The following is a 14,556-nucleotide window of genomic DNA, read 5'->3' on the forward strand; positions in this document are numbered from 1 at the left end:
GAAGGACTTTCACCTTTTGACAATCTATGCATACACTTTGAAAAGAACTATTTAGCCAAAGGGAACTGCACATCGCGACTATGACAGCATTTTATACCGTGTTGAGTGGCTTGCTGGTTTTCAGCTACTGGCTGCTGATTGCCGGCATCACACTGCGAATTCTGATGAAACGACGTGCAGTTCCCTCGGCCATGGCCTGGTTGCTGGTCATTTATATTCTGCCGCTGGTCGGCATTATTGCGTACCTCTTACTTGGCGAACTGCATCTCGGTAAACAGCGCGCCGAGCGTGCTCGTCAGATGTGGCCGGCAACGGCGCAATGGCTGCGCGAACTAAAAGGATTCCAGCGCATTTTCGCCACTGAACATAGCGAAGTGGCCCGTTCGCTGTTCCAGCTATGTGAGCGCCGTCAAGGGGTTGCCGGGGTCAAAGGCAATCAGTTGCAGTTGCTGACCTCGTTCGATGACACGATAAAAACCCTGCTCCGGGATATCGAACTGGCACGCAACAATATCGAGATGGTGTTTTATATCTGGCAGTCAGGCGGGCTGGTTGAGCAGATTCAGGCGGCCCTGCTGTCCGCTGCGCAGCGCGGCGTTAAGTGTCGGATCCTGCTGGATTCTGCCGGCAGCGTAAACTTTTTTCACAGCACTCAGCCGACACTTATGCGCAATGCGGGTATTGAAGTGGTGGAAGCCCTGCAGGTCAATATCTTGCGTGCCTTTCTGCGACGTATGGATTTGCGCCAGCATCGCAAGGTCATACTGATCGATAATCGCATCGCCTATACCGGCAGCATGAATATGGTTGACCCGCGCCATTTCAAACAAGAGTCCGGCGTCGGCCAGTGGATTGATCTGATGGTTCGCACCGAAGGCCCGGTCGCAACCACGATGGGCATCATCTACAGCCAGGACTGGGAGATGGAAACCGGTCAACGCCGGCTCCCCCCGGCTCCGGATGTAAACATCATGCCGTTCGAGCAGGAAAGCGGCCATACCATTCAGGTCATCGCCTCCGGCCCGGGTTATCCTGAAGATATGATCCATCAAGCGCTGCTGACGGCGGTTTACTCCGCCCGCCAGCAGTTGATCATGACCACCCCGTACTTCGTCCCCAGCGATGACTTGCTGCATGCTATCTGCACTGCCGCCCAGCGCGGCGTGGATGTCAACATTATCGTGCCGTACAAAAACGACTCCATGATGGTGGGATGGGCCTGCAAAGCCTTCTTCAGTGAATTACTGGCGGCAGGCGCACATATTTATCTGTTCAAAGACGGCTTGCTGCATACCAAAAGCGTGCTGGTTGACGGTCAACTTAGCCTGGTCGGTACCGTCAATCTCGACATGCGCAGCCTGTGGTTGAACTTCGAAATCACGCTGCTGATCGATGATGCCGGTTTTGGCCGTGATCTGGCCTGTATACAGGAGGACTACATGCTCCGTTCCGAGCGTTTACAGGCGGGAAAATGGCAAAAACGCCCGTATTGGCAGTTGATCGTGGAGCGATTGTTCTACTTTTTCAGCCCGCTGCTGTAATCCTTTCCACCTTCATGCTCTAATACCGCATCATGTTTTAACAGGGACATCGTTATGGATTTGAATAATCGCCTGACCGAAGACGAAACGCTGGAACAGGCCTATGACATTTTTCTGGAACTGGCGCCGGATAACCTGGATCCTGCGGACATCCTGCTGTTCAATCTGCAGTTTGAAGAACGCGGCGGCGCAGAGCTGTTCGACCCGGCCGAAGATTGGGCGGAACACGTTGATTTTGACCTCAATCCTGACTTTTTCGCTGAAGTGGTGATTGGCCTGGCGGAGAAAGACGGCGATGAAATTACCGATATCTTTGCCCGCGTGCTGATTTGCCGCGAGAAAGACCACAAACTTTGCCATATCCTGTGGAAAGAGTGACTCCTCCGTCACTTAATGCCTTCCCGCCCTGACGACACAAGCGCCCCTTTTGGGGCGTTTGTGTTTTTTCGACGGGCAATCATGGTGTTACGCCATCGGCTCAACCTTCAGGCAGGACACCGCATGGCGGAAACTGCCCTCCAGCACCGGCCGGGTTTTCACACATTCAGGCCCGACGACCGGGCAGCGCGTGCAGAAGACACAACCGCTGGGCGGATTGATCGGCGACGGCAAATCCCCCTCCAGCAACTGAATCTGCTTATCGCGCTCCTTATCCGGATCGGGAATGGGAACCGCCGACATCAGTGCTTTGGTGTAAGGATGTTGGGGATTATGGTACAGCTCGTCATAGGTTCCCAGTTCCACCGCATGGCCCAGATACATCACCAGCACGCGATCGGAAATGTGTTTCACTACAGACAGATCATGTGCAATAAAAATCAACGATAGCCCCATCTCCCGCTGTAACTGCTGCAACAAATTCACCACCTGAGCCTGAATGGACACATCCAGCGCCGATACCGGTTCGTCGCAAATAATCAGCTTAGGCTCCAGAATCAGCGCACGCGCGATACCGATGCGTTGGCACTGCCCGCCGGAAAACTCATGCGGATAGCGGTTGATCAGGTTCGGCAACAGCCCCACCTTCATCATCATCGCTTTGACTTTATCCTTCACATCCTGACGCGACATCTGCGGATGGTAAGTACGCAACGGTTCAGCGATGATTTCGCCTATCGTCATGCGTGGGTTCAGCGACGCCAGCGGATCCTGGAAAATCATCTGAATATCACTGCGAACATCGCGCCACTGTGCATCACTCATGCCGAGCAGGTCTTTCCCCAGCCAGCTGATACGCCCGCTGGTTGCCTTAACCAGACCGATAATGGCGCGGGCCAGCGTGGATTTGCCGCAGCCGGATTCACCGACGACGCCCAGCGTTTCCCCTTCGTACAGACGCAGCGTGACGCCATCCACCGCTTTGAGTTTTTTGGCCGGTTGCCAAAACCACTGTTTGTCGTCGCGAATGTCGAAATGCACTTTAAGCTCGTCGACTTCCAGCAATACCTTCGTATTTTCCTGCTGACTCATGCCAATTCCTCCACGCTGCGGAAACAGGCGCGCAGGCGCCCCTGACCAAACGGCGTCAATGTAGGCGCCTGATGGCATTGTTCCTGGGCATACGGGCAACGCGGCTGGAACGGACATCCGGCGGGCAAACGCAGCAGGTTCGGCGGATTGCCTGGGATCGTCGCCAGTTCCTCGTTTTCTTCATCCAGTCGCGGCACCGCTTTGAGCAGGCCGATGGAGTAAGGGTGGGTCGGCTGGTAGAAGATCTCCTGCGCGGAGCCGTATTCCATCGTTCGCCCGGCATACATCACCAGCACTTTGTCGCAGATACCGGCAACAACGCCCAAATCATGGGTGATCATGATGATGGCGGTATTGAATTCGCGCTTCAGTTCGTTAAGCAGCGTCATAATCTGCGCCTGAACCGTCACATCCAGTGCCGTGGTGGGCTCATCAGCAATCAGCAACTTCGGACGGCACAACAATGCCATCGCTATCATCACACGCTGCCGCATACCGCCTGAAAATTCATGGGGATACATACGCATCCGCTTTCTGGCTTCCGGCATTTTCACCGCATCCAACATGCGCACCGACTCTTCGAATGCTTCCGCTTTGCCGAGCTTTTTGTGCAGCATCAACACTTCCATCAGCTGCTCGCCGACCCGCATATAAGGGTTGAGCGAAGTCATCGGATCCTGAAAAATCATTGCGATTTCTTCTGCCCGCAGCAGGTTGAGCTCGCGCTCCGGCAGATTCAGGATTTCACGCCCATTGAAGCGCGCCGATCCGCCAATCCGGCCATTGGCCGCCAGCAGCCCCATCAGCGCAAATGCCGTTTGCGACTTACCCGACCCGGATTCGCCGACAATCCCCAGCGTTTCGCCGGCGCTCAGTGAAAAGTTCAGGTCGTTGACCGCGGTGACATCACCGTCCGGCGTAGCAAAGGTGACTCGTAAATCATTGACGTTAAGCAGCGCTTCGCGATTTTCTGACATATTCATCATGGTTGAAGCGTCTCCTTAGCGATCTTTCGGGTCGAGGGCATCACGCAAGCCATCGCCGATAAAGTTGAAACAGAACAGCGTTACCACCAGAAAAACAGCGGGAAACAACAACAGCCAGGGAGAAACTTCCATCGAGTTGGCGCCGTCATTCAGCAATGCCCCCCAGCTACTTAAGGGCTCCTGGGTTCCCAATCCCAGAAAACTGAGGAACGATTCAAACAGAATCATGCTCGGCACCAGCAATGAAGCGTAGACCACCACCACGCCCAGCACATTGGGCACGATATGTCGCAACACGATATTACGGGTAGATACGCCGCACACCAGCGCCGCTTCAATGAACTCCTTGCGTTTGAGACTCAGCGTCTGGCCACGCACAATACGGGCCATATCCAGCCAGGACACCATACCGATAGCCACGAAAATCAGCAGAATATTCTGGCCGAACAGAGTGACCAGCAGGATGACGAAAAACATGAACGGAAAAGAGTTCAGGATCTCCAGCAGACGCATCATGACGGAGTCTGTTTTTCCCCCGATATAACCGGATAACGCCCCGTACAGCGTACCGACGACGACGGCGACCAACGCCGCCGCCACCCCGACCATCAAAGAGATTCGGCCGCCAATCGCCACTCGAACCAGCAGGTCGCGACCGGAAGAATCAGTGCCAAAATAGTGTTTGGACGCCATATCAGGGGCATTAGACATCATGCCGAAATCAGTATCGGCATAGTTGAAAGGCGCCAGCATCGGGCCGAAGACGACAAATAGCGTAATCAGAGCCAGCACGCACAGGCTGGCCAGCGCCGCACGGTTATGCATAAAGCGACGGCGCGCGTCCTGCCACAGGCTGCGCCCTTCGACTTCCAGTTTTTCGCCGAAATTATCCAGCGCTTCGCGGTTGCGTTTATTCAAAAACATCAGGCCACTACCTCAGTAACGGATCTTCGGATCGATGACGGCATACAACACATCAACGACCGCATTGAACAGAATAGTCAGCGCCCCGACCAGAATAGTCAGGCTCAGCACCAGCGAGTAATCACGGTTCAGCGCACCATTCACAAACAATTGACCAATACCGGGCAGGCCAAAAATCGTTTCGATCACCATAGAGCCGGTGATAATGCCGACAAATGCGGGCCCCATATAAGACAGTACAGGCAGCAACGTCGGTTTCAGCGCGTGTCGCAGAATAATGCGGCGCAGAGGCAGCCCTTTTGCCCGCGCGGTGCGAATGAAGTTCGAATGCAGCACCTCAATCATGGAACCGCGGGTAATACGCGCAATGCTGGCGATATAGGACAGCGACAACGCCACCATCGGCAAAATGATGTATTTCGGTGCGCCGCCATTCCAGCCGCCGCCCGGCAACCAGCGCAACGTAATGGCAAAGACCAGCACCAGCAACGGCGCGACCACAAAGCTTGGGATCACCACGCCGGTCATGGCAAACCCCATCACCGTATAGTCCCACTTGCTGTTTTGATTCAACGCGGCGACTACGCCGGACGTCACACCCAGAATCACCGCCAGCAGAAACGCGGCAGCCCCGAGTTTGGCGGAGACCGGAAACGACCGGGATACCAGTTCGTTAACCGAGTAATCTTTGTATTTAAACGAAGGCCCAAAATCACCCTGCAGCAACTGAACCAGATAGTTGCCGTACTGTTTCATCATGGGATCGTTGAGATGATACTTAGCTTCAATATTCGCCAGCACTTCCGGCGGGAGGGTACGCTCTCCGGTAAACGGGCTTCCCGGCGCCAAACGCATCATAAAGAACGAAATGGTGATCAGGATAAACAGCGTCGGGATGGCTTCCAGACAACGACGGAAAATAAATTTTAACATTGACCTTACCTATAACACCGGTCTGACATTCTCTTCCATACCCGTCATGCTTCAAGTCGCAGGTGTGTTGGCTTTATTACCCGGCCGGCAGCGTTGTCGCTCACCGGGATCACTTACCCGAGTAAGCACATCGGGATTCACTCCACTTGCCGCGTGACCAAGCTCATCATGAGCCTTGCCCTGACGGGCCACCACATTGCGTTGTTCAACACTAACGTGTTGGCCTGCAACTCGAATGATGTAGGGTATATTATTCAGGCAACATTGGGCCGCGCGACAATACGCGGCCCGTTATCATTAATGCTTGATAATATAGAGATCTTTATCTTTGAGATTATCCAGCGGATCTTTGCCGGTTAAACCGCCGACATAAGGTTTCACCAGACGGGTGTTGGCATAATAGTAAACCGGAACGATCGCCCCCTCTTTCTCCAGCAGGGTTTCCGCCTGTTTGTAGGCATCGGAACGTTCGGCATCGGTCTTCGCCACCAACGCGTTGGCCATCAGTTGATCGAAAGCCGGGCTTTTATAGTGCGCAGTGTTGCTGCTGCTGTCGGAAATCATGATGTTCAGGAAGGTTGACGGCTCGTTATAGTCAGCACACCAACCGGCCCGCGCGATGTCAAAGGTTCCCTGATGACGACTGTCCAGGAAGGTTTTCCACTCCTGGTTTTCCAGTTTGACATCCACACCGATATTGTTTTTCCAAATGGATGAAGCCGCAATCGCCAGTTTCTTGTGCAGATCAGAGGTGTTGTACAGCAAATTGAGGGTCAGCGGTTTCTCTGCGGTGAAACCCGCTTCAGCCAGCAATTTCTTCGCTTCCGCATTGCGTTTTTCACGCGACCAGCTTACCCACTCCGGCGCGGCCAGTTTGCCGTCCAAACCATCGATATACGGCGGAGTGAAACCAAACGCCGGCGTATCGCCCTGGCCTTTAACCTTGTTGGTCAAAATATCCTGATCCAACCCCAGAATCAGAGCCTGACGGACTCGCGCATCGGTAAACGGCGGTTTCTGGTTGTTGATCTCGTAATAGTAGGTGCAAAGGTAAGGATTGACCTTAACTTCATTCGGGATCTCTTTTTTCAGCTTCTGGAACAGCTCAATCGGCAGGTTGGTATAGCTCATATCGATTTCACCGCTGCGGTAACGGTTAACATCCGTCACTTCAGAGGAAATCGGCAGGAAAGTGACCTGATTGATCACCGTATGCGCGTTATCCCAGTAATTCGGGTTGCGTTCCACCACCAGCTTTTCGTTGACGACCCACTCTTTCAGTTTATACGCGCCATTACCGACCCAGTGTTCGGGTTGGGTCCATTTATCGCCGAATTTCTCGACAACGTTCTTGTTGACCGGATAGGTAGACGGATGCACCAGCAGCTTATAGAAATAAGGCACCGCTTCACTCAGTGTGACTTCCAGCGTGTGGTCATCAATGGCTTTCAGGCCTAATGTATCGGGGGATTTTTTGCCGGCAACCACATCATCGATATTCACGATATGGCCGAATTGCAGGTAACTGGCATAAGGCGAGGCGGTCTTCGGATCGGAAATGCGCTGCCAGCTGTAGACGAAATCTTGTGCCGTCACCGGATCGCCGTTTGACCATTTGGCATTTTTACGCAAATGGAACGTCCAGACCTTGTAGTCTTTATTATCCCAGCTTTCCGCTACGCCAGGCCCAACCTGACCGTCTGGCGTCACCATCAACAGCCCTTCCAGCAGATCACGAGCAATGTTGGACTCGGGCACGCCTTCGATTTTATGCGGATCCAGTGAAGCCACTTCCGAGCCGTTATTACGTACCAGCTCCTGCTTCTCTGCCAGTTGCACACCGGCGGGTACGGTAGCCGCCCAGGCGTTGACGCCTGCTGACGCAGTCAATGCGGCGACAATTCCCATCGCCAAACGCTTTTTAATTGTTTTAGTCACCATTAGTTACCTTGCTCCTGTTTTTCCGTCATCACGCTTTTCGCGTGTAACCCTTTTCCCATGCGATTACCCATCATGCCGATCGCGTCACTGAAGGAACGACTTCAGCGAGACGGCGATTCAGGCTGACGACTGCTATTACAGCCCGCCGAGAACAGCGCTATGCAATAGAGAACCCACCTAAGCATAGAAAACCTTTATCGCTTTCCCCAGCTGACAACGCACCCTGCATACCGAATGACGCTTAGTCGGGATAAACCACTGGTTTTCCGGCACCCCAAAACACCTCTGCCAGCGTTGTCTACGACAGTGGTTCTCCCCGTTTACTCATTGATCGACATGTGGGTCAGACAAGGTAAAGACACATCATCATCTGCATTGATATCTCTGCGTGAATGCAGGCGTTCACGACTGTCTCAAAACCCAAATATTTCGTTAAAAATATTTGCTCCGCCACAAATCAATATGCAAAAGCAATAAATTTAACTTATGCATAACAATCACGAGTAATAATGTGATGCCGAACGTATCAGAAGAATCTGTATTCGCCAATAGGTTTTGCAGAATGTTACTTAAATTTCTTTATTACGTTTATATGCGCCAAAACGTGTTTTTCAAAACAACAAGCCGAATACATAAACAACTGGATACATGGGGACAATGTGGCGGTATATACAGTATTTTTTTTATATATCAGCAAATTTTATAAAATTAATCCCAACCAAGACCCAAAAATGAACGATAAAATACCGTGGCATTCCATGGCATTTTCTCAACATAAGAAACAGACAATGTGACGAAATTAACAACAAAAAAGCAATCAAGCGTTGATGTGTAAAACAGAAAGTATAGATTGAGCGGGTATATTCGATGAGCTTATTTCGCACATAAACATAAATATATTTAATAAATTGAATGATGTTATGGCATACATAGACGCGATAAGTCTGGGTGGAACCTGGTAGTCGCCGGACTTTTTCCTCCGGGCCCCCCCCTACCGGATGAAATTGGCCCCGCTGAGCTGACGCCATTCAATCAGGAGAAACACCGGGGCGGTTCCGGTTCATGCAGAGCAGCCTCATCCTGGGGAACCCATTGGGGATTCGCCACCACGTCATATTGTCGATTTCCGCCACAGCATGACGATGTATGGGTAACATTAGGAATTCTGATCGCTTTAGTGATGATGTTCCGCGCTTCTTTCCACTGAATTTAACGTGATCATCAACCATGTTTTATTAAAATAACGGGATAAACACACAGATAACATGGATTTAATAATCGATTATTTTATTCAAATAACAACGAATGCCTGTGGATTTGATCATTGAAAACGCGATGCTGAATGGAGTCAGCTTGAAGATTTGTAGATATCGATCACAAAATCGGGGTAAGCAAACGAGTATTCTGGATTCATACTGAAACAGACAATAATTAATATACGTTGTCGATCGTATTTTTAGGAATCATTGAGAAACCCGTATAGATAACATGAATTGTCAGCTATAGGTGTCATAGTAAGCGCTTTGAGTCAATGGAGATAACCTCACATTACCCGACGTCAGAGACGTTTCGCCCGTCGAGGTAATTGAGAGAGTTACTCGCCTGTAATCCGGCCCATTGACTGAAAGAGCTTAACATTACAGGAGAGTATTATGGCCGTAACAAACGTTGCTGAACTCAACGCCTTGGTCGAACGAGTGAAGAAAGCACAGCATATATTTGCTAATTATACGCAGGAGCAGGTAGATAAAATCTTCCGTGCGGCTGCATTAGCTGCTGCTGATGCCCGAATTCCGTTGGCCAAAATGGCGGTAGCGGAATCCGGCATGGGGATTATCGAAGATAAAGTGATCAAGAATCACTTTGCTTCCGAATACATCTATAACGCTTATAAAGACGAACAAACCTGCGGCGTCTTGTCTGAGGATGATACCTTTGGCACCATCACTATCGCAGAACCCATCGGTATTATTTGCGGTATCGTCCCAACGACCAACCCAACCTCCACCGCAATCTTCAAGGCATTGATTAGCCTTAAAACCCGCAATGGCATCATCTTCTCCCCACACCCTCGCGCGAAAAACGCCACGAACAAAGCCGCGGATCTCGTGTTACAAGCCGCGATTGCCGCTGGCGCGCCGAAAGACATTATTGGCTGGATCGACGAACCTTCCGTGGAGCTTTCCAACCAATTGATGCATCACCCCGACATCAACCTGATCCTGGCGACAGGCGGCCCGGGGATGGTGAAAGCGGCATACAGCTCCGGTAAACCGGCCATCGGCGTGGGCGCGGGCAATACACCGGTCGTTATCGATGAAACGGCGGATATCAAACGCGCTGTCGCCTCCATCCTGATGTCGAAAACCTTCGACAATGGCGTTATCTGTGCGTCGGAACAATCAGTGATCGTGGTGGATTCTGCGTATGATGCCGTGCGTGAACGCTTTGCCACCCACGGTGGTTATCTGCTGAAAGATAAAGAACTGACCGCCGTACAAGGCGTACTGTTGAAAAACGGCGCGCTGAATGCCGCAATCGTCGGTCAACCGGCGCCTCGTATTGCCGAACTGGCGGGACTCACCGTTCCGGCCAGCACCAAAGTGCTGATCGGCGAAGTCAGCAAAACCGACGAATCCGAACCGTTCGCCCATGAAAAACTGTCCCCGACGCTGGCCATGTACCGGGCCAAAGATTTTGAAGACGCAGTTGAAAAAGCGGAAAAACTGGTCGCCATGGGCGGTATCGGCCATACCTCCTGCCTTTATACCGATCAGGACAACCAGTCCAGCCGCATCAGCTATTTTGGCGATAAGATGAAGACCGCGCGTATTTTGATCAACACCCCGGCATCGCAAGGCGGTATCGGCGATCTGTACAACTTCAAACTGGCCCCTTCCCTGACGCTGGGTTGCGGCTCTTGGGGCGGTAACTCCATTTCGGAAAACGTCGGGCCGAAACACTTGATCAACCGTAAAACCGTAGCCAAACGGGCGGAAAATATGTTGTGGCACAAGCTTCCCAAATCGATCTACTTCCGCCGCGGCTCATTACCGATTGCGCTGGAAGAAGTCGCCAGCGATGGCGCCAAACGTGCTTTCATCGTCACTGACCGTTTCCTGTTTAATAACGGCTATGTTGATCAGATCACTTCCGTACTGAAACAAAACGGCCTGGAAACAGACGTGTTCTTCGAAGTAGAGGCGGATCCGACACTCAGCATCGTGCGCAAAGGCGCCGAACAAATTAATGCGTTCAAACCGGACATCATTATCGCACTGGGTGGTGGTTCCCCAATGGATGCCGCCAAGATCATGTGGGTCATGTACGAACACCCGGATACTCACTTCGAAGAGCTGGCTTTGCGCTTCATGGATATCCGCAAGCGTATCTATAAATTCCCGAAAATGGGCGTCAAGGCGAAGATGATCGCCATTACCACGACATCCGGCACCGGTTCAGAAGTCACGCCATTCGCCGTAGTGACCGATGACGCCACCGGACAGAAATATCCATTGGCCGACTATGCGCTGACACCCGATATGGCTATCGTCGATGCCAATCTGGTAATGAACATGCCGAAATCCCTGTGCGCATTCGGTGGTCTCGATGCTGTTACCCATGCATTGGAAGCCTACGTCTCCGTACTGGCCAATGAATACTCTGACGGCCAGGCGTTGCAGGCGTTGAAACTGCTGAAAGAAAACCTGCCGGCAAGCTATAACGAGGGTGCCAAGAACCCGGTGGCACGCGAGCGTGTTCACAACGCCGCCACGATAGCCGGTATCGCGTTTGCCAACGCCTTCCTCGGCGTCTGTCACTCCATGGCTCACAAACTGGGTTCCGAGTTTCATATTCCGCACGGGCTGGCCAATGCCCTGCTAATCGCTAACGTGATCCGTTATAACGCCAACGACAACCCGACCAAGCAGACGGCATTCAGCCAGTATGACCGTCCTCAGGCACGCCGTCGTTATGCCGAAGTGGCAGACCATTTGGGCTTGAGCGCTCCTGGCGATCGTACCGCGCAGAAAATCGAAAAATTGCTGTTGTGGCTGGAAGGCATGAAGAAGGAACTGGGTATCCCCACCTCTATTCGTGAGGCCGGCGTGCAGGAGGCGGATTTCCTGTCCAAGGTGGACAAACTGTCTGAAGATGCGTTCGACGATCAGTGTACCGGCGCCAACCCGCGTTATCCGCTGATCTCAGAATTGAAGCAGATTCTGTTGGACACATTCTACGGCCGTCCGTTTACCGAGCATGCTGTCACTGAAGCCAAAGCGGTACCTGCACCGGCACCGGCACCGGCACCGGCAAAAGCAGAAAAGAAAGAAAAAAAAGCCGTTAATTAATCTTTCTTCTCGGTCATGCTAAAAATGGCCCATGCGGTAAGGTGAGCGGTTAATCAAATCTAGCCGGTCGCTTGCCCCGGCAGAACAGTAAAATCCGTAATCTCAACGAGGTTGCGGATTTTTTTATGCGGCGCTCTAACAGGCAACCTTGATGCCCCAGTGACTGAAATATTCCCCGCTTACGCAGCCCATTCGCGGTTGGCCGGTTCACTCGATGATAAACCTGCTACCGGGCGCCATAACGCCTCAACACGTTCTACAACCCTCGCCCATCGGTGTATCAGAGACGAGTGCCACAACGTGTATTGCACGCCTGCGCGCGCGACCGGCTTATTCACGACAACAAGCAGGAGAAGGCAAAGCATATAGAGATATATCCCCGTCATACATCCGGTGCTAAGACGCTGACGGCGTTCATTCACCCAAGCCACTACCGGATCAACTCACCGGGATTCACTCACGTGTCGCCTTCCGGCAACTTAATTTATGCAACATGACGCTATCGACAGGAATCCCTACACGATTAATGGGCCTGCGGTGCCAGATAACCGTGTATCAACACGATGACCTGATACCATATTCGAAATAATCATTAACCAAAGCGTAAAAGAAAATACGGATGGAAAGAGATAGATACAATTTCATGTCGCACGCATTATCCTGAGAAACAACACGGATAGATTGTTATCTTCTTTAATTCAACATCGCTTAACCATCGTCGGGAATCATGCCATCACACCGACCATCACCGGATGGAATCATTATCAGATTATTAATATGCGTAAATACAGCTATAACCGTCAGATTTAGTTGCAGGTGCATTGGCTTTATTATTCGCCCATCCCTGGGCCTCTCCCCGTAGGGGACGCAGCAAGCAGGGTTTAATCTGCTCCCGGCAGACTTGTCACTCACCCAAATAACTTATCGGAATAAGCGCATCGGGATTCACTGACTTGTCGCTTGCCTGCAATTCGGATTATTGAGGATATAAATCCCCCGCCATAAGAAACAACTACTCGTTCTCTTTACGTGTCAGCCCCAGTGCAATTTTATAATGTTTTCGGCACACGGAGACATAACTCTCATTCCCGCCTATAACCACCTGGGCCCCCTCAATGACAGGTTTTCCATTCTGATCAAGCCGCAATACATGGTTGGCTTTACGCCCGCAATGACAGACCGTCTTAAGCTCTATCAATTTGTCGGCCCATGCCAATAAATAATGACTTCCGCTAAACAATTCACCGCGAAAATCCGTTCTGAGGCCATAACATAAAACCGGGATATCCAGTTGATCGACCACATCGCACAGTTGACCTACCTGTTCTCGACTCAAAAACTGACTTTCATCAATAAGTACGCAATGAATAGTTTGCTGCCGATGTTCTTGCTCCAGGGTCAGGAATAAATCCGTATGTTCATTAAACAATAATGCCGGCGAGGAAAGGCCGATACGGGAACTGACATTGCCGAGACCCGACCGGTCATCTATTTCAGCCGTAAACACCATAGTACGCATACCGCGCTCTTGATAGTTATATGAAGATTGCAGCAGCGCTGTCGATTTTCCTGCATTCATTGCCGAATAATAAAAATAAAGTTGAGCCATTTCGGCCCTCCTCGTATCCTGGACATCGGTTTGTAATCGTTGAAAATTATTGTAACACAGGCAATGATGTTGAGCTGCTGGCATGGCCTGAAACCCAAAGTTATGTCCAATAAATGTTCAGCAATTTTGTTATATAAAAACGCCCATAATGTTTTAGAGTGTGTTCGCAGGTATAGATTGGCCTCTATTTATCTCCACTCTCGATAACATAATCAATTACCCGCACAGAACATTTTTATATTGCAGCAGTAACGTGATTACTGTTTTAAATCAGCCAAATTTTAACAATATTACAATTCTGCCTATTGCAGAAAAGAAAATGGCACTCTATTATCTGCGTACTATCACCGATAAATATTTATTTCGAGATTAATACAATGAGCGAAGCACTGAAGATTCTAAACAACATCCGTACTCTGCGCGCCCAGGCAAGGGAATGTAGTCTGGAGACTTTGGAAGAAATGCTGGAGAAACTGGAAGTCGTGGTAAATGAACGCCGCGAAGAAGAAAACCAGGCTCAGGCAGAAATCGAAGAACGTGCACGCAAATTACAGCAATATCGCGATATGTTAATTGCCGATGGTATTGATCCTAACGAATTACTTCAATCGTTAGGTTCAGCCAAGGTTACGGGTAAAGCCAAACGTGCTGCGCGCCCGGCAAAATACCAATACACCGATGAAAATGGCGAGTTGAAAACCTGGACCGGTCAAGGCCGCACTCCAGCGGTAATCAAAAAGGCCATTGAAGAACAAGGTAAATCTCTGGATGATTTCCTGCTCTAAACCCTCTTTAATAAA

The 14,556-nt window shown here is 51.0% G+C and carries 10 protein-coding genes; 4 read left to right on the forward strand and 6 right to left on the reverse strand.

Translation table 11 applies throughout. The features are described from left to right. Window positions 1-80 precede the first annotated feature (80 nt). Together cls and DPA2511_RS10050 are read left to right on the forward strand one after the other, a co-directional pair. Complete coding sequence (cls, locus tag DPA2511_RS10045) at window positions 81-1,541, forward strand: cardiolipin synthase (RefSeq protein ID WP_012765555.1); 1,461 nt, start codon at window positions 81-83, stop codon at window positions 1,539-1,541. 48 nt (window positions 1,542-1,589) lie between these two features. Further along, window positions 1,590-1,919: an HI1450 family dsDNA-mimic protein gene (locus DPA2511_RS10050; protein WP_026595169.1), complete on the forward strand. Its 330-nt coding sequence runs from the start codon at window positions 1,590-1,592 to the stop codon at window positions 1,917-1,919. A gap of 87 nt (window positions 1,920-2,006) precedes the next feature. Here the strand turns inward: DPA2511_RS10050 and oppF are convergent, their stop codons facing one another. The 5 genes from oppF to oppA form a co-directional block, all read right to left on the reverse strand. Beyond that, complete coding sequence (oppF, locus tag DPA2511_RS10055) at window positions 2,007-3,011, reverse strand: murein tripeptide/oligopeptide ABC transporter ATP binding protein OppF (protein ID WP_012765557.1); 1,005 nt, start codon at window positions 3,009-3,011, stop codon at window positions 2,007-2,009. Next, complete coding sequence (gene oppD, locus DPA2511_RS10060) at window positions 3,008-3,997, reverse strand: ABC transporter ATP-binding protein (protein WP_012765558.1); 990 nt, start codon at window positions 3,995-3,997, stop codon at window positions 3,008-3,010. Before oppD ends, oppF begins: the two co-directional genes overlap by 4 nt. Before the next feature lie 15 nt (window positions 3,998-4,012). Further along, window positions 4,013-4,921 carry an oligopeptide ABC transporter permease OppC gene (gene oppC / locus DPA2511_RS10065; RefSeq protein ID WP_012765559.1) on the reverse strand — a complete coding sequence of 303 codons (909 nt, stop codon included), beginning with the start codon at window positions 4,919-4,921 and terminating at the stop codon, window positions 4,013-4,015. 12 nt (window positions 4,922-4,933) lie between these two features. Next, window positions 4,934-5,854 carry an oligopeptide ABC transporter permease OppB gene (gene oppB, locus DPA2511_RS10070; protein ID WP_012765560.1) on the reverse strand — a complete coding sequence of 307 codons (921 nt, stop codon included), beginning with the start codon at window positions 5,852-5,854 and terminating at the stop codon, window positions 4,934-4,936. A 297-nt stretch (window positions 5,855-6,151) separates the two neighbouring features. Beyond that, window positions 6,152-7,795 carry an oligopeptide ABC transporter substrate-binding protein OppA gene (oppA, locus tag DPA2511_RS10075; RefSeq protein WP_012765561.1) on the reverse strand — a complete coding sequence of 548 codons (1,644 nt, stop codon included), beginning with the start codon at window positions 7,793-7,795 and terminating at the stop codon, window positions 6,152-6,154. Between the two features lie 1,652 nt (window positions 7,796-9,447). Between oppA and adhE the strand changes: the two genes are divergently transcribed. Further along, the gene (gene adhE / locus DPA2511_RS10080; protein ID WP_023638296.1) at window positions 9,448-12,147 is read left to right on the forward strand and encodes a bifunctional acetaldehyde-CoA/alcohol dehydrogenase; all 2,700 of its coding nucleotides are present in this window, start codon (window positions 9,448-9,450) and stop codon (window positions 12,145-12,147) included. 1,012 nt (window positions 12,148-13,159) lie between these two features. Here adhE and DPA2511_RS10085 read toward each other — a convergent pair. Further along, window positions 13,160-13,756, reverse strand: coding sequence for a thymidine kinase (locus DPA2511_RS10085; RefSeq protein WP_012765563.1), 597 nt, complete (start codon window positions 13,754-13,756; stop codon window positions 13,160-13,162). Between the two features lie 377 nt (window positions 13,757-14,133). Between DPA2511_RS10085 and hns the strand changes: the two genes are divergently transcribed. Beyond that, window positions 14,134-14,541 carry a histone-like nucleoid-structuring protein H-NS gene (hns, locus tag DPA2511_RS10090; RefSeq protein WP_012765564.1) on the forward strand — a complete coding sequence of 136 codons (408 nt, stop codon included), beginning with the start codon at window positions 14,134-14,136 and terminating at the stop codon, window positions 14,539-14,541. Window positions 14,542-14,556: the final 15 nt, after the last annotated feature.

It is taken from the genome of Musicola paradisiaca NCPPB 2511, assembly GCF_000400505.1.
In the GTDB taxonomy this organism is placed as follows: domain Bacteria; phylum Pseudomonadota; class Gammaproteobacteria; order Enterobacterales; family Enterobacteriaceae; genus Musicola; species Musicola paradisiaca.

Excerpts from the sequence above, each read along its gene's own strand:
- cls (WP_012765555.1), top strand. The coding sequence starts at position 81 with ATGACAGCATTTTATACCGTGTTGAGTGGCTTGCTGGTTTTCAGCTAC.
- oppF (WP_012765557.1), bottom strand. The coding sequence starts at position 3,011 with ATGAGTCAGCAGGAAAATACGAAGGTATTGCTGGAAGTCGACGAGCTT.
- oppD (WP_012765558.1), bottom strand. The coding sequence starts at position 3,997 with ATGATGAATATGTCAGAAAATCGCGAAGCGCTGCTTAACGTCAATGAT.
- oppC (WP_012765559.1), bottom strand. The coding sequence starts at position 4,921 with ATGTTTTTGAATAAACGCAACCGCGAAGCGCTGGATAATTTCGGCGAA.
- oppB (WP_012765560.1), bottom strand. The coding sequence starts at position 5,854 with ATGTTAAAATTTATTTTCCGTCGTTGTCTGGAAGCCATCCCGACGCTG.
- oppA (WP_012765561.1), bottom strand. The coding sequence starts at position 7,795 with ATGGTGACTAAAACAATTAAAAAGCGTTTGGCGATGGGAATTGTCGCC.
- adhE (WP_023638296.1), top strand. The coding sequence starts at position 9,448 with ATGGCCGTAACAAACGTTGCTGAACTCAACGCCTTGGTCGAACGAGTG.
- DPA2511_RS10085 (WP_012765563.1), bottom strand. The coding sequence starts at position 13,756 with ATGGCTCAACTTTATTTTTATTATTCGGCAATGAATGCAGGAAAATCG.
- hns (WP_012765564.1), top strand. The coding sequence starts at position 14,134 with ATGAGCGAAGCACTGAAGATTCTAAACAACATCCGTACTCTGCGCGCC.